Raw genomic sequence first — 22,534 nt, 5'->3', positions numbered from 1 at the left:
GGTGAATGAATAAGGAACAGCCCCATGAATATCCACACATACTAAATAAGGTCTGGACACCGAGCGGTGTCCAGACCTTATTCATGCACTTCTAGATTTCAATCGTCATCCCTGCTTCTGCCAGCCGGATGTTGCCGGCCGGATGCTGCTTGGCGCTGTCCAGCAGGACTTCCATTTCCCCATGATGCGGCAGGTTGGAGAGGATCGTCAGCTGGGCATCCGCCTTGGATGCAAGCCGGCCGGCTTCTTCGGCGTTCATGTGCCCTTCCACTTTTCCGTCGTATCCTTCGTACAGCTTGCTGTCTGTGATGAGCAGATCTGCACCGAAGGAGAAGCGGACGAGGCTGCCGCGGTAGCACGTATCCGATGTATGGACGAATACGGCACCGTTGTTGTCCGTGACCCTGATGGCATAGGTTTCTACAGCATGCTCATTGCGGTGGAACTCCAGCTTGAACGGCCCAATGGTATAGATCTTCTGTGCCCGTATGGGCAGAAAAGTGCTGTATTTCGCACGCCGGACGGTCTTGGCAAGCGTACCGCTTTCCGGTCCGTAGATTTTGAGGTTCCGGTCGACACGCCCCAGCTGCCGGGCCACCTTCCGCGCGAGCATGAAGGCTTCGGCATCCCCCGCATGGTCATGATGATAGTGGGATAGGAAGATGTAGTCCAAGTCATGTATGCTGATATATTTCTGTATATGGCCCGCGATGCCGCTTCCTGCATCTATCAGTATCCTGACCCCGTCCTGTTCCACAAGATAGCCGGATGTCGGCTCCATACCGTTCGGAAAGCTGTTCCACATTCCAACAATGGTGACTTTCATGGCATCATCCCCTATAGGCTTCTACTATCCCTTTTACCCATTTTTCTGGCCTCACAAGCGGTGATGCGCCGCCATCTGGATAATTCCATCAAAAAAGGGCGGGGTCGCCCCCGCCCGTCCCATCGCTACTCGAGACCAGTGTCGTTCGTCTTGGCAAGCATCGTCTCCCTGAGGTTGCTGCGGTAGCGCCAGATATTCTGGATGATCGTCTTGACGACCGCATAAGTCGGTATGGCGATCAGCATGCCGATGAATCCGGCGATATTTCCTGCAGCAAGCACCACGGTGATGACCGTGAGCGGATGCAGCTTCAATGTCTGGCCCATGACGTTCGGTGTAATCAGGTTGCTTTCGATCTGTTGGGCGACCAGTGTGATGCCCGATACCCAGAGCAGCAGAATCGGGTCCTGGATGACAGCAAGGAGCGCTGCCGGCAGGAAGGCCACCCATGGACCGATGAATGGAATCAGATTCATGAAGAGCGCGAATATCGCAAGCAGCAGTGCATAATCCAGACCGATGATTGCATAACCGATATAGAGGATGATGCACAGAATGAAGCTGACCAGCATCTGCCCCTGGATGAAGGCACGCAGTGTCCGGTCGACATCATACATCATCTCGGTCATGAACTGCTTCGTTGTACCGCTGAATGGGGAGACCATGGATGGAATGAACTTCTCGTGATCCTTCAGCATGAAGAAGAAGAAGAACGGAATCAGGATAAGCGTGATCAATATGCTCACCGTGCTGGTCAGGATGGTGAAGGCATTGCTCGCCAGGTTGGAGAGCATCTGGGATCCCTGATCCAGTGCATCCTGCACATACTGCTGGGGATCGATCGGAAGGCGGTCCCTATAGGACAGGATGACGTTGAAGAGGTCCTGGATGTCGTTCTGGATCGCGGGCGCCCGGGAAATCAGATTCTGGACCTGCTGGGTGACCATCGGTACGATGATCATGGCGAGTGCCGTCAATACAAGCACGATGATGACGAACACGGCCAGGATGCTCGTCAGCCTGCCCACACCCCGCCGCTCCAGCAGACGCTGTATGGGTTCGGTGATATAGTAGAGCAGACCGCCCAAAAGCAAAGGTACGAATATCGTCGTCACGACCGTCAAAGCCGGTTCAAAGATGACCTGGACCCGGATGACGAGCATGATGATCAAAAGCGTTATGATGATTGCTATACCGGTTTGGAACCAAACTTTATTTGTCATACTATTGCTCCTTCACTTACATTTTTAAAAGTTTTATTCAGTGTATCATAATAATGCAAAAGTCAATAAAATATATGTGGACAAATGCATAAAGTACAAGTAATATAATTATTGTCAGAATCTTCATGACAAAGGGGAAAAGGGAAAAGGGGAAAATAACTATGCAGACAATCGTAGATTTTCTGAATGGTCTGGTATGGAGTTCACCGCTCGTCTACGGCCTCCTGGCTGTAGGGCTCTACTTCAGCCTGAGGATGCGCTTCTTCCAGATCAGACACTTCAAGGAAATGATCCGACTGATGTTCCAAGGGGAGAAATCACCAGTCGGCATTTCGAGTTTCCAGGCACTTGCGATATCACTATCCGGACGTGTCGGCACTGGTAACATCGTCGGTGTGGCAACAGCCATCTTCATCGGTGGTCCCGGTGCCATCTTCTGGATGTGGCTCATCGCATTCCTGGGCGCAGGCAGTGCATTCGTCGAATCCACACTGGCCCAGATCTATAAGCAGAATGAAGACAACCAATACCGTGGGGGCCCGGCCTACTACATAGAAAAAGGACTCGGCGGCAAGCTCGGCAAGATCTATGCCGCCATATTCGCACTGGTGACCATCCTTGCGACAGGGTTCCTGCTTCCGGGCATACAATCCAACTCGATCGCGGGCTCAATGACGAACTCATTCCCGCTGCCGCACTGGGTCATCGGTGCTGCACTCGTCATACTCGTCGGACTCGTCATCTTCGGAGGGGTCAGGTCGATTGCACGCGTTGCATCCGCCGTCGTCCCGTTCATGGCATTGGTCTACATCATCGTCGCCATCGTCGTCGTCATCATGAACATCCAGGATGTTCCGGCACTGTTCGGACTCATCTTCAGAAGTGCCTTCGGCATGGAGCAGCAGTTCGGCGGCATCGTCGGTGCGATGATCGCCATCGGCGTCCAGCGCGGCATCTACTCCAACGAAGCCGGACAGGGTACAGGACCGCACGCAGCAGGTGCTGCAGAAGTCTCCCACCCTGCAAAACAAGGGCTCGTCCAGGCATTCTCGGTATATGTTGATACACTTTTCGTATGTACGGCCACTGCGCTCATGATCCTCATGACGGGCATGTATAATGTATCCGACGGGGAAGATGGACTCATCGTCGACAGCGGCGTCCACCAGGTATCACCGGATGGTGAAGAGAACTACGGCGGCACAGTCGCCTATACGCAGGCCGGTCTCGACCGGGCGTTCAGCGGACAGGAGACGTTCGATGTTGACTTCGTAGGCTTCGGTTCCTACTTCATCTCGTTCGCACTGCTGTTCTTCTGCTACACCACCATCCTTGCATACTACTACATCGCAGAGACGAACCTCGTCTATCTGACGCACGGCCGCTGGCCGATCACCAAGATCCTGCTCGGTGTCCTGCTGATTGCCTCCGTATTCTACGGTACAGTCAGTTCGGCCGGGCTCGCATGGGACATGGGCGACCTCGGTGTCGGACTCATGGCATGGCTCAACGTCATTGCCATACTGATACTGCAGAAGCCGGCGATTGCCGCCCTCAGGGACTTCGAGCGTCAGAAGAAGGAGAAGGGTTCCGGAAAATTCGCCATCTATTCACCAGATCCATCAGAAGTGAAGGAAGCGGACTTCTGGCATCATGACTATCCGAAACGCCTAGAAGATGAAAAAGAGTACAATATGGACTTCAAGAACATCGATCGATAATTTGTAGATGTTATATGTTTCAGATATACCCCCTTATTGGTAAAATGACCATGAGGGGGTATTATTATGGACATGACACCAGGAAAGATACACAGTATTGATTTCAAATCGGAGACATTGGAAGAAACTTATGAAATCCAATACTATCTACCAAAAAACTATTCGGACCTTTATAAACATCGGGTGGTGATCACATTCGATTCACAGGATTTCTTCAGGTACGGCCAGATTGAACGTACCTACGAAAAACTGAGGAAAGCCGAAGAGATCGACCGCGCCATCATTGTCGGCGTGCCCTACCCGAGCGTCGACTGGCGCTATGACTACTTCGACCCGAATGGGGAACATCACGAAGACTTCGTAACCTTCGTGGCAAGGGAGCTCATCAGCTGGATCGATGAAAATTTCCCGACTATGAAGGTCGGCACCTCCCGGACCCTGATGGGCGATTCAATGGCAGGCAGTTTTGCATTTTCAGTTGCGGCCAAATATCCGGCGACATTCTCGAATGCGCTCGCCTTGAGCCCATTCGTCGATGATGCATTCATCGAGCGCTTCAAATCCCAGATGTCGCTCATGCATCTCGATCTGTATCATACAATCGGCCTCGAGGAGGATGACTTCGAAACGATTTCCGGTGAACAGGCCGATTTCCTGACGCCGAACCGCGAACTCAACGAATATCTCTCCACCCAGATGCTGGAGTACACGTACCGTGAGCTTGAGGGCGGCCATATATGGAAGACTTGGAAACCTGAGCTTGAACCGGCGCTCCGCCACTTCCTTAGTTAGAATATTGTGGTATTTTGAGAAAACTTTGATATAATGAATTATATAATCAAGTAGGGAGGAATTACGATGAATTTTGGGGTAGCGATGTTTCCATCCAAAGAACTACAAGACAAAGTGAATCAATATAGAAAAAGATATGATGCACACTACGCACTTATTCCCCCACATATTACAATCAAGGACCGCTTTGAAGCAGATGAATCGGAAAAAGAGGAGATTGCGAAGCATCTGAAGGAAATCGCAAAGCAGCACAAGCCGACTGAAATCGAGATCAAGAAGGTTTCCAGCTTTTCACCGAATTCCCTTGTCATCTATTTCAAGGTGGAAAAGAATGAGGAACTCCAATCCCTGCATGACACATTGAACAGTGGTGACTTCTATGGAGAGAATAAACATCCATTCGTCCCACACCTTACAATCGCCCAGGGCCAGACGACACAGGAGTACGAGGACATCTTCGGCCACTTGAGCATGATCGGCATCCAGCATAAGGAAACGCTCGATAAGATCAGCCTCCTCTACCAATTGGAAAACGGCGTATGGCAAGTCTACGAGACGTACAGGCTTGGCGAAGGATAGTCTGATGAAATGAATGAGAATGTGAACCTGCTTCCCTTTTGGGTGGCAGGCTTTTTTGTGTCATCCCGGAGGAGTACGGGCGCTGTTTCTCCATCCATTTTTCTGCGGCTGCAAGTGGTCCTCCCGGCATCTTTACATCCCAAAAAAACAGCACCCCCGGAGGGGATGCTGTCCTATTGATATGGTTCTACGCCATGATGTGGTAGCCGGAGTCTACGTGGAGCACTTCGCCGGTGATGCCGCTTGAGAGATTGCTGAGCAGGAAGGCCACTGTGTTGCCGACTTCGAGCTGGTCGACGTTGCGCTTGAGTGGTGCGCGCTCCTCAATTTCCTTGAGGATGGACTTGAAGTCCCCGACTGCTGAAGAACTCAGTGTACGGATCGGGCCGGCGGATACTGCATTGACGCGGAAGCCGGATTCACCGAGGTCGAGGGCCAGGTAGCGTACGCTGGACTCGAGGGCCGCTTTCGCAACACCCATGACGTTGTAGTTCGGCATTGCGCGTTCGCCGCCAAGGTAGGTCATCGTAACGATGCTGCCGCCTTCGTTCATGATCGTCTTGGCGTGCTTGGAAACGACCGCGAGTGAATATGCACTGATGTCGAGTGCATTTTTGAAGCCTTCCCGTGTCGTCTCGCTGTAACCCCCCTGCAGCTCATCCTTGCCTGCATAGGCAATGGCGTGGAGGACACCGTCGATGCCGCCCGTCTTCTCTTCGATTTCCTTGAATGCCGCTTCGACCTGCTCATCGTTCGTCACGTCGCATTCAACGATGATATCGTGATCACCCTCAAGATCGCCGAGCAGTTTATCCAGTTCACGTCTGAAACGTTCATTTAAAATCGTAAATACAAGCTTTGCGCCCATCTGATCGAGTGCACGCGCTGCGCCCCATGCGATACTGCGCTTGTTGGCAACACCCATGATGACAAAAGTTTTACCTTCGAGATTCATAAGTCATAAACTCCCTTTTTGTTAATTGTGCGTAACGGTGTACACTACCAATTATCGTTTGTTATTAGTACCTACTACTAATCTACATTTTTTCAAGGTGAAATGCAACAGAAAATATGGGACGGGCACAATTCCCCTCCAACAGAAAAGCGTGCACCCGACCATCGGATGCACGCCATTTCCATCAGTAGAGTTCGAGCTCTCGCTTTAACTCCTCCACATATTCCCTTGTTCCCGTCATGAAGATGCGGTCATCCACATGCAGAGGCGTATCGCCATGCGGCACGAGGGATTCCTGGCCGCGCAATATCCTCAGGAAGATGATGTCTCCGGTGAACGGGAAGTTCCGGAGCAGCATTTCATCATAGCGGTAGTTGTTCATCTGGATTTCGTAGATGGACGTCTCCTCATCCGAGAGGAGCTGCATCATGTTGGGTGATTCAATCAGGCCACGGAGCAGCGTCTTCGAGCTGAGCATCGTCGAGAACAGTTCATAGCCGCGCTCCTTGACGGCACGCTCCTGCGTCGGATCGTCGACGCGGTAGATGATGCGCTCGACACCCCGATCCTCCGCCATCTCGGCCACACGCCAGTTGATGTCGGAATCATTGGCGCCGAGCACGACGATATCGGCATCGAATGCATCGATCTCATCGAGTGCCGCCTCCGAGTATTCCGGAATTTCGTGGAAGCTCAGATTCTCCGTACTCCTCTCCCTCGAATCCGAATAGTTCTTATGGAAGACGAGCTTCACATGATACAGGCCGCCGGCGATGCTGTGCGACACGGGCACCGTCAGCTGATTGTTGCCGAAGACCGTCACATTGATTACGCGGTCCTCATTTTCCCCTTCAGGATAGAGCTGCCTGAAGACGACTGGTGTGATGATGCATGCGATGACGGCACTCAGTATGAACATGCCGCTTTCCGCATTCGTAATCATGCCGATCTGCTCGGCGATGACGGCGGCCGCGATGATGAGCGACAGTGTCGACGTCAGCAGGAACCCTGCCGCAGTGACCCGTTTGATGTCAAAGTACCGAAGCAGCACCATCACCGGCACCAGTTTGCTGAGCAGGAAGGCGAGCAGCAGCACCGGGATCAGTATGAACACCCGGCTGTCCGAGAACAGCGACGGCAGGTCGAGGTCCACACCCACCATGATGAAGAATATGGGGATGAAGAACCCGTAGCCGAAGGAATCGAGCTTGTGCACGATGTCCTGGTCGGGCTTGAGCAGGCTGACGATGCACCCGGCGATGAAGGCGCCGAGGATGTTCTCTGCCCCCACCCCTTCAGCAAGCGCCACGAGCATGATGATCAGGGCGAATACGCCCCGGATGCCGATCTGCATCGTGCCGTTGTTCAGCTGTTTGATGAAATGCGACTGGTTCATGACCCGCCCCAGCAGGTAGAACAGGATCGCAAAACCGACGAGTATCGTCATCAGCCAGATCGGCTGGCTCGCATCCGCATACAGCTGTGAATAGAATGCCAGCATGATCATTGTGGCAAGGTCCGCGATGACGGCGACGAGCAGGATGACCTGACCCATCTGCGTCGTGATGAGGTTCGCCTCCTTCAATGTCGGAACGACGACACCGAGGGAGATGGTGGAGATGATGATGACGAGCAGGAAGACGTCGTCAAATACACCGAATCCCCGCATCATGAGCGCAAACAGGAGGCTGAGCGTCAGGATGCCGACGAATATGCCGGTGGTCAGTAGAAGTGTGTTCGGCAGAGGACGCTTCAAAACCTTCGATTTCTTCTGGGCGGACGACTTCTGGGTGAAGGCATCGAAGTCGATCTCGAGCCCACTGAGAAACATCAGAAATATAAAACCCAGCGTGGAGAGGATATTCAGCCACGGGTCACCTGCATCGACGATATTGAGAAATGATCTTCCGATGATGACCCCGACGATGATCTCCGCAACCACAACCGGGAGGAAACTTACTTTGAGGCGACTGATCAGTATTGGCGTAAGCAGTGCCGCCAGGACGACAATCGCCAATGATACTACAGATGGTCCATGTTCCATAGGTTACTCCTTATAGCAGATACGACATGAATGCATTCGCAAGCGAAAAATAGACGAGCAGGCTGATGATGTCATTTGCTGTCGTTATGAATGGGCCGCTGGCGACTGCCGGGTCGATGTTCAGCCGGCTCATCAGAAGCGGCACGAGTGTGCCGAGCAGTGTGGCCAGCGTCATCGCAATCAGCAGACTGACTCCGACGATGATACCAAGAATCGGCGAATCATACAAGAGTGTAATGATGCCAAATATGATCAGGCCGCATACAAGTCCTGTAATGAGGCCGGAACCCATCTCACGGAGGGCCAGTTTTATTTTGCTCGTGTCCTTTATCTCGCCGGTCGCAATGCCGCGGACCGCTACGGCCAGCGACTGTGTGCCGCTGTTGCCGGCCATGCCGCCGATGATCGGGATGAACGCACCGAGAACGGCGACCTGGGCCAGCGTGTCCTCGAATGTCGTCAGCATCGCTGCAGTGACCATGCCCATGAACGTCAGGCCGATGAGCCACGGCAGCCGCTTCTTCGCTGTGGAAAATGAAGAGTCCGACGCCGGTTCGATCTCACTCATACCGGCAAGTCTGGAATAGTCCTCGTGAGCCTCTTCGTCCATGACATCCATGATGTCATCAGCCGTGATGATGCCGACCAGGTGGTCCTGGTAGTCCACGACCGGCATCGCAAGAAAGTCGTAGTCCCGCATGATCCGGGCCACTTCCTCCTGGTCGTCCGATACGCGGGCGGATACGACACGCTCGATCATGATGTCGCCGATATAGGCATCATCATCCGCAATGATCAGTTCACGGAGGGAGAGGATCCCGGCAAGCTTCTGGTCCGGATCCACGACGAACACATAGTAGATCGTCTCCGAATCAAGCGCCATCTGCTTGAGGTGCCGCATGGCCTCCCGCACGGTCATGAGGGAGGTGACGCTGACGAATTCCGTCGTCATGATACCGCCCGCCGTGTCCTCCTCATAGTTCATGAGCGTGCGTATCTCCCGGGCGTCCTCCCGGTCCATCAGCGTCAGGAATGAAGTGAGCTTCTCCTTCGACACTTCATTCAGTATATCGACGGCGTTATCATACTGCATCGCACCGATCATGCTTGCTGCATACCGGGCATTCATCGTTTCGAACAGCGCATCGTACTCTTCCGGATCGAGTTCCAGGCTGTCGAAGAACTCCGCCACCTCCTCCGGGCTGAGGAAGTGGTACATCGTCTGACGGTCCGCCTCCTCAAGCTCGAGGTAGAATTCACTCTGCTCATAGTTGTGCAGCTCGAAGAAAGCCTCCCGGAAAAGATCCATTTCCCCTTCCCTCAGATGGGCGCGCAATGTTTCATATTCGCGTTCCATTTCTGTCATTTCTACAACATCAGCCATGATGCCACCACCCTTTGGGATTATTTTTTAAAAAGGATGCTTAAACCAAAAAAGCACCATGACAGTGCTTTCATCCTAGGATATGAAGGAGTCGTGCACCCTCTTCCAGAATGGGAACGGCCTGAACCGGGCAAACCTTATCTTTTCATCCGCGACCCTGAACTGGATCGATTTGACGCCTTTATGCACGAGATTGATATGGTCGATCGTCATCTGATAGACTTCGCTGTTCACCGGCAGCACCTGGCATGTATGATGCTTCGGCAGGACGAGCGGCGAACCGACGGTACGGAACACCCGGTTGTTGATGGATGCGATCTCCGTAATCTGTATCGCTTCAAGAGACGGGTGGATCAGCGCACCGCCGAGCGCCTTGTTGTAGGCGGTCGAACCGGATGGTGTCGAGATGCACAGGCCATCCCCCCTGAACCGTTCGAAATGCTGGTTGCGTATGTCGACATCCATGACGAGCGTCGTCCCGTTGTCGGTCCTGAGCGTCGCTTCATTAAGCGCCAGATAGCGCGTTTCCGTACCCTCCGACTCGTAGCGGATGATCGTCTCGAGCAGCGGGTATTCGATGACTTGGAATTCGTCGTTCTGTATTGCGATGATGAGCCGTTCCACTTCCTGTGGCAGCCAGTCTGCATAGAAGCCGAGATGCCCTGTATGTACACCGACGAACGCCGTGTGATCAAGAAGGTGCTGATAGCGGTGGAATGCCTGGAGCAGCGTGCCGTCTCCCCCGACCGAAATGACGATGTCGGGTGCCTTCTCATCAGGGGTCATCCCCATATCCACCATGTAGTTCATCATTTTATCCTTCAATGCATTCGATTTCGTGTCTCCTTTGGAAACGATGAAAAACTTCATATAGCCACACCTTCCTCAAGCTTTGTCTGTATCGGATCAGCGTATGTTCCGCTTTTTCGTATAGTACTTCTGGGCATCCTGGATCTCCTCGCGGATCTCGGACATCTCCTGATCGAGAAGATACGCCGCCTCAGCCGCATTCTGGAGGCGCTTCTTTATTTCCGGCGGGTACTCCCCGCTGTATTTATAGTTCAGTGTATGTTCGATCGTCGCCCAGAAGTTCATGGCCAGCGTGCGGATCTGGATTTCCGCAAGGATGGTCACCGCGCCGCCGATGCGCTCCACCGGATATTCCACGATGAGGTGGTACGAACGGTAGCCGCTCTCCTTCGTATTGGCCACATAGTCACGCTCCTCGACAACCTTCATGTCCGTCCGGTTGCGGATCTGGGCGCAGATCAGCTCGATGTCATCGACGAACTGGCACATGATCCTGACACCGGCGATATCATACATGCCCTCCTGCAGACGGTCATACGGGATGTTGCGCGCACTGGCCTTCTCTATGATGCTCTGTACCGGCTTCACCCGTGCCGTCACGAATTCCACCGGAGAGGACTGGCGCGTGAGCTGATAATCCTGACGCATCCCCTTCAGTTTGATCTTGAGCTCCTCGACAGCCTGCTTGTAAGGTGCAAGAAACTTCTCCCATTGTTCCATCACTTACACTCCAGTCCTAAATCCGTTCTATTGTATGAACTCTTCCCTGACTGCACTCTCAAAAGCTTCCCCATAATTGTTGTTGTCCTCAATATTTTCAATCAGATAGTCCAGTTCATCCCAGAAATCCGTCAGGATGACATCCGTATTCAGGATGACCTCAGCGCCGTGGTGCGCCTTCAGCATGGACCACGTTTCCCTTACAAAGTGAACCCGTCTGAACGCTTCCCCGTCGTCCAGCATGTATATGAACGCCATGTTATCAGAATCGACGATCATGCGTGCTGCTGCCTTCAGTCCCTGTGTGTCCGCTTCTGCGTAGCATTTCAATGCCGCATCTTCAAATTTGATTTCCGTTACATATATATCCATTATTTTCACTCCTTGCGCAATTTATTTTACCATAGTATCTCGCATTTGATAACGTAGGAAACTGTTTACTTTACACTGCATTTCAAATTTAAGATAATATACATTAAGGAGTGGATCTGATGAAAGAACTCGAAATAGAATTCAAGAACCTTTTGACCGGGGAGGAATACGGACGCCTGCATGAAGCGCTGTTCAAAAACACACAGCCGGTTGTGCAGACGAACTTCTATATAGATACCCCAGATCTTGACATGAAACACAACCGCCTGCTGCTGAGGATCAGGGATACAGGCGGAAAGCAGATTATGACGCTGAAGGAGCCGACGGGGAAAGGCGTGATGGAATACCACGGTGAAGTGGAGAGCGATCTGAACTTCGACCGCAACATCCGCACAGACGAACTGCCCGAGCTTATCCGCGGTGAACTCGAACGTTTCAATATAGACACTACGCAGCTCAAGATATACGGCGCCCTCTCAACCGAACGGCGCGAAACCGACTATAAGGAGGGGCTGCTCGTACTTGATAAGAACAGCTATCTCGACACCGAGGACTTCGAACTCGAATTCGAAGTCGACAACTACGACAAGGGAGAGACGCACTTCCTGAACCTCCTTGAAGCACAGGGCATCGAACGCAGGAAGGAAGTGACGAAGGTCGAGCGCTTCTACAATAAGCTGCAGGATATCAGATCGGGTGACAATTATGCCAATTCCATTTAAGGAGATCGGACAGGACAAGCTGTACCGCATGATCGATATCTTCTACGGCTACGTTGCAGAGGATACGCGCATCAACCATCTGTTCCCGGATGATCTGACTGAAACGGCCTATAAGCAGAAGCTCTTCCAGACGCAGTTTCTCGGTGGACCGAACCTCTATAACGAGGAATACGGCCACCCGATGCTGAAGGCACGCCATGTGCCATTCCGCATTACGCCGGAAGCGGCGGAAGCATGGCTTGAGAATATGGACCGGGCCATGAATGACGTAGGGCTTGAAGAGGAATTGAAAACATACATTATGGCACGTTACACACTGACAGCGAACCATATGGTGAATTCAATAGATTAAGTAGGGTGAGGACATGAATAGAACTGGAACACAGTCACTCGTAATTGAACCGACATCCCATTATATCGAAATTTTTTACTTTTTCGACCCGTTCTCAGATGACTGCCGCGCAATGGAACCGATCATCAACAAGCTGCTGCTCGAATATCGCGGCCATGTGACGATAAAGAAGATACTGGCGCCGTCACTGCAGGTGCTGACAAAATGCCAGGCCCAGTCCACCTCGGACATCGACAACCTCGCGCTCGCCTACAAGGCCGCGGAAGTCCAGGGGCGCAACAAGGCACGTGCATTCATGCGCTATGTACTCAATCGTATTGTACCGACGAGAAATATATGTACAATCGAACACATGGAAGAAAGCGCCAGGCTCGCCGGCCTGGATGTCAATGCTTTCACAACAGATGCACACTCCGAGGATGTGCGCAGCCTGTTGAAACGCGATCTCATGGTCTACCGTGAGATGGACGTCGAAGAACTGCCCGCCATGATCTTCTTCTCAGGGGACGTGGAGGCGGAAGGCGTCAAAGTAGAAGGGGTCTATCCTTACCATATATATACCTACATCATCAACGAACTCATCGAAAAAGAGATAGAGAAACACCCGCTGCCGAGCATCTGCGACTATATCGAATCCTATGAAGTGGTCAGCTTCCACGAACTGAAGACCGTTTTCGAATGGCGGACCGGCCTTCTGCTCAACGAGCTCAAGAAGCTGCGTCTGCAGCGGCTCGTGGAGGAAGTTGAAACGGAAGATGGCATGTACTACCAGATACGGGGTGGCACATCTTCCCTCGGAAGATAGTATTGTTATTTTTAAGATTGGATTTGAAGGGACGCCAGGGATGGTGTCCCTTTTTTGTGGAGGAAGAAAGGTGATGGGTCGGGAAAATGAACCGGCGTGGATGGCACAATGGCGAGTAGACCGCCCCCGTCCGTGCCAGTATGATATGATATAGCCAAAAGAAAAGTGAGGTATCACAGATGCAGCGAAGCAATCTCGGACAGCTGCTTGCTCAGATTGAAATTTTCCGCTCACTGACGGATGATGAGCTCGGGCTGATCGTGGATATTTCAAACCAGAGGAAGTTCTATCGCAGCACCCATATATTCATGCAGAATGAACCGATGGACCATGTCTATTTTGTCGCATCGGGCAAAGTGAAGATCTACCGCAATGATGCCTCCGGGAGGGAGCAGATCGTGAACTTCTTCCAGTCGGGGGAGATGTTCCCGCACCACGGGCTGTTCCGGGAGGATTCATACCCCGCAAACGCCATCACCGCCGAGACGTCGGAGCTGATCACCATCCCGAAGGAGGGTTTCGAGCAGCTGCTGATGGACCACCCGGAAGTGTCGATCAAGATGTTCCGGACACTCGGACAGCTGATCGTGGATCTGCAGAAGCGCCTTGAGGACAAGATCTTCCGTTCGACAGACAAGCAGATCCTGCTGCTGCTCGAACGCCTGCTGACGAACCATGGCGAGGTGATCGATGAGACATACAGCCGGATATCAACGCGCTTGACGAAGCAGGACATCGCCAACATCATCGGCACGTCCCGGGAGACGGTGAGCCGCAACATTACACACTTCAAGAAAATGAACATCATCGATGAGGATACGGACGGTTTTCTCGTCGTGCATATCCCGAATCTGAATAAGCACCTAAAAGCCTCCACCTGATTCAGGTGGAGGCTTCGTCGTAGTATTGGGACTGGTCGGTGAACAATGTCAGCACAAGGTACAGTATCAGGCACAGGCTGAAGAAGGCGAAGCCCCAGCCGACCGTCTTCTGGTCGACGAGCAGATAGTTGTTGCACAATGTGCTCTCGAAGAGGATGTAGAGGTAGGCCATGATGCTGAACAGTATGGCGAGCGCGAGCAGCAGGACGCTTTCCGTCGCCTTGCCAATCCTCACCCAGCTGTCCCGGAGCGGGACGCCGGCAAGGAATGGCAGCGAGATGAACTTGAAGGCTTCGACCGCCATGATCTCGAGCGATTCATCCATCGCCTTCGGCACCATCCAGTACAGGACGATGACGAGAAAGAGGATGACGCCCGGCAGCCCGCTTCCATTCCACTGGTCGAAGAAGTTTTTGAACCGCTTCATGAAGAATGGTGCCATCAGAAGCCCGGAGACGAACAGCAGCGGCATCTGCATATGCATGTGGAATGCCATGATCGATTCGAGCAGGTGCCTGACAGGCGGCAGTGCAAGGAAGAGGAAGAGTACGAGTCCATACCAGAACTGCTTCATGACGTGCCCTCCCCTACGTGCCTATCGAGCGCCTGGACGGCCCCATCGATATCCCGGTAGTCGAGCACCTCGACGAGGCTGCCATCAGGACCGATCAGATAGAATGATGTGTTGTGCTGATAATCGGCATCCCCCTCAGGAATGACGGTGACCCCATACGTATCGAGCACCGTGTCCAGGTCCCGGGCCTCCGGCACCCTCAGCATGCGCCACGTTTCCCCGTCTGCATCGAAGTAGTCCGCATAGCGGTCCAGCACTTCCACCGTATCGCGTTCGGTATCGAACGACGTGCTGAGGAATACAAGGTCATCGCCGTAGGCCGATGCATCGAATGTGTCATATACCGCCTTCATGTTCGCCTCCATCATCGGACAGGCAGTTTCGCATGATGTATAGATGAATGTCATGAGGATGTATTTGCCCTGGAATTCATCGAATGGATACGCGCGGCCGGTATTGTCGACGACGTCCACATCCGGGAACTCGGGCTTTTCACTTTTCAGGGATTCGATGCGCTCCGCTTCAATCGTATAGATCCGGAAGCCGTCTGTGGAAATGTAGAACAGAAGGCCTCCCAGCAGCAGGATGACTATGATGGAAATAATATCCTTCTTCATGCGGTTGGCCTCCTTTCTTATTGATTACCAGGTTCTGTGCGGCGGTGATCCCGGTGGTGCATTTTCTATCAGGTCGACAAGGGGCACGACGTATCCCATCGAGATGATGAGGATGGCAACGATCACCCACAGCCCCCAGTTCTCGGTCCATTTCGGTGTCGGATGGGCATTGTCCTCAACACGTGAATCCATGAACGGCGTGTCCCCTTTTGGTGCAAAGAACATCAGGTGGGCGACGATGTAGACGATGAGGATGACACCGAAGAACAGCAGCGTGCCGCCTGTTGCCAGGAAGGACAGGTACGGCTCCCAGCCGAGTGCCGTGGCGCTGTCCCCATATGTCGTATAGGAAGTACGCCTTGGGGCGCCGAACAGGCCGGCTGCGTGCATGGAGAGCGCCATCAGTGCCATGCCGATTGTCCAGACCGCTGTCTGGAACATGCCGAGATGGTGGATGAATGGTGTCATTACGCGGCCTGAGAGGTGCGGGATGAGCCAGTAGACAAGTCCGAAGAATGTCATTACAACCGTGACGCCCACGGTGATGTGGAAGTGTCCGACAACCCACAGCGAGTTGTGCACGACCTGGTTCAGCTGATTATTTGTCTGGGCGATGCCGCCGGCACCGCCGATGATGAAGGAAATCATCGCAATCATGATGGTGAGGAAGCGTACGTCACCCCATGGCAGTACCCATAGCCATCCGAGGAGGCCGCGGCCGCCGCGTTTGCGTCCCGTCCGCTCGAGCACCGCGAACATGGCGAATGCCGTCATCAGGGAAGGGAATGCGATGGACAGGCTCATGAATACGTGCATGAACTTGAGTCCCTCGGAGAAAGCCGGGTCGACGATCTGGTGGTGGAAGCCACCGGGCACATTCAGGATGACGATCAGGATGACGACGAGCCTTGCGAGTGTGTCACTGAAGATGCGCCCGCCGATGATCTTCGGCAGAATCGTGTACCATACGGATATCGCAACCAGGTACCAGACATTGACCAGTGTATGGCCGAAGCTCCAGAACAGTGTACGGCTGAGCATGACGTTGATGGTCTCCGTCCAGCCGAATGCCCAAGGGATGAGCATGAGCACTTCGACGGTCACGCCGATGCTGCCGAATATGACGAGCGTGTAGATGCCGACTGCGAAGAAGGCGAGTATCGGAAGGTGCTGCCCCCTATTCCTGCGCTTCCACTGGAAGGCGCTGATGAAGATGCCGAGTCCGGCAAGCCAGATGCACAGTACGACGAACACGAGGCCGATATAGAACCATGGTGACGCCTGCATCGGTGGATAGAATGTATACATGACGGTCGCTTCACCGGCGAGGACCATCCATACGACGAGTACCGAACCGATCAGGAAGCTCGCAAGGCTTGACCAGGCGAGGATCTTCACCGTCTTCGACAGTTCACCGAGCGTATGCCGCACTGCCGCATACATATAGCCGTTCGTGAAAAGCGTCGTGAATGCCAGGATCAGCAGGATGCCGTGAAGCGTAAGTACCTCGTAGTAGTTGAAGCTTGCAGGGAGTTCGAATACGCCACCCCGGTTCAAGCCCTGCAGCAGTCCGAGTGTGCCCCCAATGAGGAGCATGATGAATGCGAGAAAGAAGTGTACCAGTGGCAGGGTGTTCTTCTTCATATGTGACTGCATTGTATTTGCCATAGTCTATTCCTCCACCGTTATGGTCGCAGACATCATCTGATGCCCGGTTCCGCAGTATTCGTTGCAAATCAGAAGAAATTCCTCTGATTCGTTGAAAGTCTGTGTGATGCGCTGGACCTGTCCCGGTACAACCATCGTGTTCAGATTCGTATGCGGTGCATTGACGCCATGGATGACATCCTTCGATGTCATGATGAACGTCACTTCCGCGCCTTTCGGTACGGTGATTTCGCTGGGTTCAAAACTGAAAGCCTGAAGCGTCATCACCACTTCATATTCATTCTCCCCCGTCTGATAGACGCCCGGGTTGTCGAATGGTGCCGTGTTTTCCACCTGGGTCGGGTCGATCGTCTCCTTGTGGCTTGGAGGACCCATTCCCTGCGCAAATGCCTGGTAGCCTGTAATCGCCATCGAAATGACCAGGACAGCCACTCCGAATATAAGCCATATCTCTTCAAATCTATGCATTTTCATTTTCTGCCTCTCCCATCTAGAATCTCATCATGTAGAACATCAATAGCAACAGTATGAATAAAATGATCGTGCCGCCCACAAAGACGACTGTGGAAAACAATGTCCCCTTCAAAGAATCCAATTCCTCTTCTGAAGGTTCATATACTGTAGTGTAGGGCGGTTTTGTGTATTTCCGTTTCATGCCGCTCTCCCCTTTCTCCTTTATAGGTTGATCCCGTAGATTTATCTTGATTTAATTATATATTTTAAATGCATCTTTTAACGTGATGCATATCACGGTCGGTCAAGTCGAATTTGTGACAATGGATGATTAATGGGGAAATCAGGGGGTCTGGAGGCGGCGTATGCCCCTCCCGCATGCCGGACGGAATGCATTTCGGGTGCATGGCACAAAAAAAGCGCGGCGATCCAACCAGGATCACCGCGCCATAAATGTATGTAGATTAAACTAAAACAAATAAAAAAGCAGCACACCTTCTATAGTGTGCTGCTCAAACAAAGGGGATGGGAGAAATTTTTCACTGTTATAACAAAGGGGTATGTTTCAGTGATAAAAATTTCATGTCTAAAATATACCATGGTTTAAGGCTTTGGACAACATTTTGAATGGATTTTCACAATATGGACATAATGAAAACGCATTCATTATATATCTTGTATATAAAAAAAGTACATGTATAGTTCATCCATTAAACCAACACCCCTCCGATCTTTGGAAAATCAAAGACCGGAGGGGTGTTCCAAGACCTATACTTCTTCAAGCAATGCCTCGAACTGGTCGAGCTGTGCTTCGAATACCTTCATGGCATTCTCGATCGGTTCCGACGTCGTCATGTCGACACCAGCGTTTTTCAGCACATTGATCGGATAGTCCGAGGAGCCCTTCTTCAGGAATTCGTTGATGTAGCGCTCCGCCGTCGCCCCGCCTTCCTCGAGCACCTGTTTGGACAGGCTCGCAGCTGCAGCATAGCCGGTGGAATACTGGTATACATAATAGTTCATGTAGAAGTGAGGGATGCGTGCCCATTCGACTTCGATATGGTCATCATAATCGACCGCATCACCAAAGTATTTGCGGTTGAGTACCCCATACACTTCATTCAATTTCCCGGCCGTGAGCGGTTCCCCCGCCTCCTTCATGGAGTGGATCTTGTGCTCGAATTCGGCGAACATCGTCTGTCTGAAGACGGAGCCCCTGAACCCTTCGAGCTGTTCATTCAGCAGATAGAGCTTCTTCTTCGTATCTTCAAGATTTTTGAACATGTAGTCGGCAAGCAGGGCTTCGTTGAAATTGCTGGCGACCTCTGCGACGAAGATGGAGTAGCCGGATGTGTTGGATGGCTGGTTCTGTCTGCTGTAGTAGCTGTGGACGCTGTGTCCGAATTCATGGGTCAGCGTAAACAGGTTGTTTACGTTATCCTGCCAGTTCATGAGGATGAACGGGTTCGTGCCGTATGTGCCTGAGGAATAGGCGCCGCTGCGCTTGCCTTTATTTTCATACACATCGACCCAGCGGTTCTCGAGCCCTTCCTTGATGATGTTCACGTACGTTTCGCCCATCGGTTCGAGTGAAGCGAGCATCCATTCCTTCGCCTCCTCATAGCTCATCTCGAAATCGACATCCTTGACCATCGGTGTATAGACGTCATACATCTTGAGCTTGTCGAGGCCGAGCATCTGCCTGCGGAGCTCGGTATAACGGTGCATCAGGTGCAGGTGGTCATTCACCGTCTCCACAAGGTTGTCATAGACTTCTTCCGGGATGAAGTTGTTGGAGAGCGCCTGATGCCTTGCGGAATCATAGCCGCGCGCCTGGGCCTGGAAGACGTGCGTGCTGACGACGCCCTGGAGCGTCTGGCTGAGCGTATTCTTGTAGGCGCCATATGTCCTGTACAGATTTTCGTAGGCCGATTTCCTCAATTCACGGTCGCCCGATTTGAGCAGGTCGATATACGTCCCCTGGGTCAGCGCATGCGTATTGCCTTCGGAATCGACCGCATCCGGGAACTCGAGGTCGGCATTGTTGAACATGCCGAATGTGGAAGTCGGGTTCGACATGACCTCCCCTGCCTGCGCCAGCAGCTTCTCCTCCTTGTCACTCAGCACATATGCGCGCTTTTTGTTGAGCTTCTCAAGGTCGAAGGCGAAATCGCTGAGGCGCGGATCCCTGCGCCATTCTTCCAGCGTCTCCTCGTCGACCTTCATGATTTCCGGCACGAGGAAGCTCCAGGCGGTGTTGAACTTGACGACGAGCGTACGTGCCTTGGATTCCAGTGCACTGTATGTGTCATCCGATGTATCCTGGTCATGCTTCAAGTGTGCATAGACGAAGATCTTGCCGATTTCCTCACTCAGCTCCCGCTCCGTCTCCAGCGCATCGGCGAGTGCTTCCAGTGAATCGATCTGCCCCCTGAAACGTTCCTCTTCCCCAAGGCGGCTTTCCAATTCTTTATATTTCTCCTCGAATGCTGCATCAGATTCGAAGATGGTTTCAAGATTCCAAGTGTTTTTCTCTTCCTGTTCCTGTCGTGTAATGACTTTTGCCATAATTACCCCTCCATTTGTCTGATGATATAATTTTCTCAATATTCGTCAGAAATTTCAAGTACCGAAGTTTGTTGTGAAATATATAACATTTTTTAGGCGGCAAGAAGTGCCCTCAGCACCTCCTCTTTCGGAGGTGCAGCCTGTATTTCACGCATATGGATGAAGCCGCTGAACTGCTGCCAGTCGAACGTCCCCTTCTCCAGACCATACATGATATACAGCTTCCATTCCAGCGGCGGGTTCAGTATCCAGCGCTCGGGTTCGACACTCGTGCACAGGTGCGGTGGCAGATTCCCCGTATCGAGGGAGAGCTGGTAGAGGAACGTGAGTGTTGGATTCAGGCGGTTCTTCTGCCGGCGTTCCCGCTGGACCATGCGCCTGATGTCCCCCTGTTCAAGTACAATCGGCTGGACCGGTTCCCGGGGATGGAAATCGAGCAGGTCATGCGGACTGATTTCCGAAGTATGAAAAGTCCACCGGTTGTCGCCCCTATGATGACGGAGTGTCCATTTCATCAGTCGCCTGTGATGGTTCGAATATGTGAACAGCGCGGTATTGTGGAGGGTGGAGAGCTGGAAGTGCGTGGGGATGATGCAGCCTTCCGCCTTTTTGATGGCCCGTTCTTCAAGGAGCCAGATGACGTCCATACCGAGGGAATGGTAGCCACTCGACCGCTCGGTGATGAGCGCCGGAGAAATGGCGGAATACTGGATTTCGAGCGCCCTTCTGCCGATCAGCAGGTCGGGAATCTGTTCAATTTCGGGAAGGTGGTACTCCATCTCTACCCTATGGCGGCTGCTCAATGCCTGATATAGATCGCACTTTGCCTCGAGATGCAGGAGCGATTCCTTTTTGTACAGGGAATGGAGGCAGTCGGCAATCCTGCGGTGTGAAAAATGGACCGTCTTTATACTGCCCGCTTTTAAGATGACACGTACCCGGCATATTGGACAGAAATATTCCGTCCCCTTCCGTGCTGTGCTCGCCGTAATTCTTGTACCGTCGATGTCGTTTGCCATGAACATAAAAAAACCTCCTCTTCCATATATGGCAGAAAAGGGGGTTTTTGATTTATTTTCTATTCAAGTAAATTATTTTTCTTTAAAAAATCTTCTTACCCGAGCGCGCACGTTGATGCTCATGATGATTTCACCGTACTCCTCGACCACCATGCTGGACACTTCTGCTGGAGAACTGTATTCGAGAAGCTTCGCTTCAATGCGCTCCATATCCATGTAGTCCATGCGATAGTCGAAGAAGATCTGGTAGTAGTAGCTGCCTTCGTGGACGATGAGCAGATCTTCATACTGCGTTTCATCGACTTCCACTTCATGGGTGTATTTTATGAGGTCCTCGAAGTCGTTGAATTTCACCATGACCGGCTCTTTCGTCACGGGTGCAATCTCTTCCTTGTCTCCGGAAATGCTTTCGAGGAACTGTTCTACATCATTATTATTCATATCCATAGGCGTCTGCTCCGTTGAGAATGGTTTATCATCCTGAGATTTGGAAACCACCACTTCAATCCCCTTGTCATAGGCATGTACTTGGATCCATAGCGGCCCTTCCATTGAGAAATCTTCTTCATGCTCGTGGTTGACTTCGTCCATAATGGACCAGAAGAACTCTTCGCCACGTTTACGGTTCATCCATAGGTCTTCTCTATCAAATCCGCGATTCTCGATGTCCTGATAGGTAATGAAAAATTTGATCGTCGACTCATCAATTCTTTCAATCCTCATACTTCTCACTCCTCTCCTTCAAGTATGATTCTTATTTATATTATACCTTATTCTTATGAGGTAAAACCACTTTTGGAATTGTCATGTCATTATACGCCAAAATACCCGCAGACATCAAGTAATCTGCGGGCATTTCAAACGTAAGTATTATATCAGTTGTTGGGGGAAATACACTTATAGTTCAGCGAGACGCTTGGCTTCCATCAGGTGGAAAGTTCTCACTGTGCGGGGCAGGAAACGACGGATTTCATCTTCGTTGTAGCCAACCTGAAGACGCTTTTCGTCCATGATGATCGGTCTTCTGAGAAGGCCCGGGTTCTCCATGATCAATGTGTAGAGTTCCTGCATCGGCAAACTGTCGATATCTACATTCAGTTTTTGGAAAGTCTTGGATCTTGTAGAAATAATTTCGTCTGTGCCATCTTCAGTCATTCTGAGGATGGATTTCACTTCGTCCAATGTGAGTGGTTCAGAGAATATATTTCTTTCATTATAAGGGATTTCATGTTCTTGTAACCATGCTTTCGCTTTACGGCATGATGTGCAGCTTGGAGAAGTAAAAAGTGTTACCATACAACTCACACTCCAATTTTAAAAAGATTTGTAACAATAGTCTATACCCAGTTCATCTGCATTATAAACATATTTCATATAACTCGGATGGATTGATGTATAAACTTTATTTACACTCTGTACTATACAGCGTGAACATTAAAATAAAATGAG

General features: G+C 51.8%; 24 protein-coding genes. 7 read left to right on the top strand and 17 right to left on the bottom strand.

Annotation, left to right across the window (positions count from 1 at the left end; all coding sequences use genetic code 11):
- Positions 1-91 precede the first annotated feature (91 nt).
- Both BO53_RS0110110 and BO53_RS0110105 read right to left on the bottom strand, forming a co-directional pair.
- Positions 92-826 (bottom strand): MBL fold metallo-hydrolase, encoded by a 735-nt coding sequence (locus BO53_RS0110110; RefSeq protein ID WP_031547827.1) that lies wholly within the window; start codon positions 824-826, stop codon positions 92-94.
- Between the two features lie 125 nt (positions 827-951).
- Positions 952-2,049: an AI-2E family transporter gene (locus BO53_RS0110105; protein WP_031547825.1), complete on the bottom strand. Its 1,098-nt coding sequence runs from the start codon at positions 2,047-2,049 to the stop codon at positions 952-954.
- 161 nt (positions 2,050-2,210) lie between these two features.
- Between BO53_RS0110105 and BO53_RS0110100 the strand changes: the two genes are divergently transcribed.
- The 3 genes from BO53_RS0110100 (at position 2,211) to BO53_RS0110090 (ending at position 5,141) form a co-directional block, all read left to right on the top strand.
- Positions 2,211-3,770, top strand: a complete 1,560-nt coding sequence (locus tag BO53_RS0110100) for an alanine/glycine:cation symporter family protein (RefSeq protein ID WP_031547823.1) — start codon at positions 2,211-2,213, stop codon at positions 3,768-3,770.
- A gap of 66 nt (positions 3,771-3,836) precedes the next feature.
- Complete coding sequence (locus BO53_RS0110095) at positions 3,837-4,562, top strand: alpha/beta hydrolase (protein WP_031547821.1); 726 nt, start codon at positions 3,837-3,839, stop codon at positions 4,560-4,562.
- 66 nt (positions 4,563-4,628) lie between these two features.
- Positions 4,629-5,141: a YjcG family protein gene (locus tag BO53_RS0110090; protein WP_031547819.1), complete on the top strand. Its 513-nt coding sequence runs from the start codon at positions 4,629-4,631 to the stop codon at positions 5,139-5,141.
- 187 nt (positions 5,142-5,328) lie between these two features.
- Here the strand turns inward: BO53_RS0110090 and fabI are convergent, their stop codons facing one another.
- The 6 genes from fabI to BO53_RS0110060 all read right to left on the bottom strand — a co-directional run bounded on the left by fabI (position 5,329) and on the right by BO53_RS0110060 (position 11,426).
- On the bottom strand, positions 5,329-6,096 hold the full coding sequence (fabI, locus tag BO53_RS0110085) for an enoyl-ACP reductase FabI (RefSeq protein ID WP_031547817.1): 768 nt from the start codon (positions 6,094-6,096) through the stop codon (positions 5,329-5,331).
- Positions 6,097-6,280: 184 nt separating this feature from the next.
- Entirely contained in the window at positions 6,281-8,140 is a 1,860-nt protein-coding gene (locus BO53_RS0110080; protein WP_031547815.1) for a cation:proton antiporter family protein, read from the bottom strand.
- 10 nt (positions 8,141-8,150) lie between these two features.
- Positions 8,151-9,524: a magnesium transporter gene (gene mgtE, locus BO53_RS0110075; protein ID WP_031547814.1), complete on the bottom strand. Its 1,374-nt coding sequence runs from the start codon at positions 9,522-9,524 to the stop codon at positions 8,151-8,153.
- A 75-nt stretch (positions 9,525-9,599) separates the two neighbouring features.
- A complete protein-coding gene (locus BO53_RS0110070) occupies positions 9,600-10,394 on the bottom strand; it encodes an NAD kinase (protein WP_031547812.1) in 795 nt (264 codons plus the stop codon).
- 36 nt (positions 10,395-10,430) lie between these two features.
- On the bottom strand, positions 10,431-11,054 hold the full coding sequence (yjbM, locus tag BO53_RS0110065; protein WP_031547810.1) for a GTP diphosphokinase: 624 nt from the start codon (positions 11,052-11,054) through the stop codon (positions 10,431-10,433).
- A 27-nt stretch (positions 11,055-11,081) separates the two neighbouring features.
- On the bottom strand, positions 11,082-11,426 hold the full coding sequence (locus tag BO53_RS0110060) for a UPF0738 family protein (RefSeq protein WP_031547808.1): 345 nt from the start codon (positions 11,424-11,426) through the stop codon (positions 11,082-11,084).
- A 119-nt stretch (positions 11,427-11,545) separates the two neighbouring features.
- Between BO53_RS0110060 and BO53_RS0110055 the strand changes: the two genes are divergently transcribed.
- The 4 genes from BO53_RS0110055 to BO53_RS0110040 all read left to right on the top strand — a co-directional run bounded on the left by BO53_RS0110055 (position 11,546) and on the right by BO53_RS0110040 (position 14,186).
- Entirely contained in the window at positions 11,546-12,148 is a 603-nt protein-coding gene (locus tag BO53_RS0110055) for a CYTH domain-containing protein (RefSeq protein ID WP_031547806.1), read from the top strand.
- On the top strand, positions 12,132-12,500 hold the full coding sequence (locus BO53_RS0110050) for a globin domain-containing protein (protein ID WP_031547804.1): 369 nt from the start codon (positions 12,132-12,134) through the stop codon (positions 12,498-12,500). The genes BO53_RS0110055 and BO53_RS0110050 overlap by 17 nt, the downstream gene beginning before the upstream one ends.
- Positions 12,501-12,513: 13 nt before the next feature.
- Entirely contained in the window at positions 12,514-13,305 is a 792-nt protein-coding gene (locus tag BO53_RS0110045) for a DsbA family protein (RefSeq protein ID WP_031547802.1), read from the top strand.
- Between the two features lie 179 nt (positions 13,306-13,484).
- A complete protein-coding gene (locus BO53_RS0110040) occupies positions 13,485-14,186 on the top strand; it encodes a Crp/Fnr family transcriptional regulator (RefSeq protein WP_051683089.1) in 702 nt (233 codons plus the stop codon).
- A gap of 1 nt (position 14,187) precedes the next feature.
- On the opposite strand, the gene BO53_RS0110035 is transcribed toward BO53_RS0110040, so the two are convergent.
- From BO53_RS0110035 to spxA, 9 genes are all read right to left on the bottom strand, one after another.
- Positions 14,188-14,760, bottom strand: a complete 573-nt coding sequence (locus BO53_RS0110035; protein ID WP_031547798.1) for a hypothetical protein — start codon at positions 14,758-14,760, stop codon at positions 14,188-14,190.
- Positions 14,757-15,377, bottom strand: a complete 621-nt coding sequence (locus BO53_RS0110030; protein WP_031547796.1) for an SCO family protein — start codon at positions 15,375-15,377, stop codon at positions 14,757-14,759. The genes BO53_RS0110035 and BO53_RS0110030 overlap by 4 nt, the downstream gene beginning before the upstream one ends.
- Before the next feature lie 24 nt (positions 15,378-15,401).
- Complete coding sequence (locus BO53_RS0110025; RefSeq protein WP_031547794.1) at positions 15,402-17,045, bottom strand: cbb3-type cytochrome c oxidase subunit I; 1,644 nt, start codon at positions 17,043-17,045, stop codon at positions 15,402-15,404.
- A 3-nt stretch (positions 17,046-17,048) separates the two neighbouring features.
- Complete coding sequence (locus tag BO53_RS0110020) at positions 17,049-17,519, bottom strand: cytochrome c oxidase subunit II (RefSeq protein WP_031547793.1); 471 nt, start codon at positions 17,517-17,519, stop codon at positions 17,049-17,051.
- A 16-nt stretch (positions 17,520-17,535) separates the two neighbouring features.
- Positions 17,536-17,700 carry a hypothetical protein gene (locus tag BO53_RS13915; protein ID WP_156956132.1) on the bottom strand — a complete coding sequence of 55 codons (165 nt, stop codon included), beginning with the start codon at positions 17,698-17,700 and terminating at the stop codon, positions 17,536-17,538.
- 566 nt (positions 17,701-18,266) lie between these two features.
- On the bottom strand, positions 18,267-20,066 hold the full coding sequence (pepF, locus tag BO53_RS0110010) for an oligoendopeptidase F (RefSeq protein WP_031547792.1): 1,800 nt from the start codon (positions 20,064-20,066) through the stop codon (positions 18,267-18,269).
- A 92-nt stretch (positions 20,067-20,158) separates the two neighbouring features.
- On the bottom strand, positions 20,159-21,091 hold the full coding sequence (locus BO53_RS0110005) for a competence protein CoiA (protein WP_031547791.1): 933 nt from the start codon (positions 21,089-21,091) through the stop codon (positions 20,159-20,161).
- A 66-nt stretch (positions 21,092-21,157) separates the two neighbouring features.
- Positions 21,158-21,808 carry an adaptor protein MecA gene (locus tag BO53_RS0110000; RefSeq protein WP_031547790.1) on the bottom strand — a complete coding sequence of 217 codons (651 nt, stop codon included), beginning with the start codon at positions 21,806-21,808 and terminating at the stop codon, positions 21,158-21,160.
- A gap of 174 nt (positions 21,809-21,982) precedes the next feature.
- A complete protein-coding gene (gene spxA / locus BO53_RS0109995; RefSeq protein ID WP_031547789.1) occupies positions 21,983-22,381 on the bottom strand; it encodes a transcriptional regulator SpxA in 399 nt (132 codons plus the stop codon).
- Positions 22,382-22,534 lie beyond the last annotated feature (153 nt).

It is taken from the genome of Salinicoccus luteus DSM 17002, assembly GCF_000712035.1.
Lineage (GTDB): Bacteria > Bacillota > Bacilli > Staphylococcales > Salinicoccaceae > Salinicoccus > Salinicoccus luteus.
Note: the sequence above shows the minus strand (reverse complement) of the source record. Positions and strands in the feature narration are given on the sequence as shown.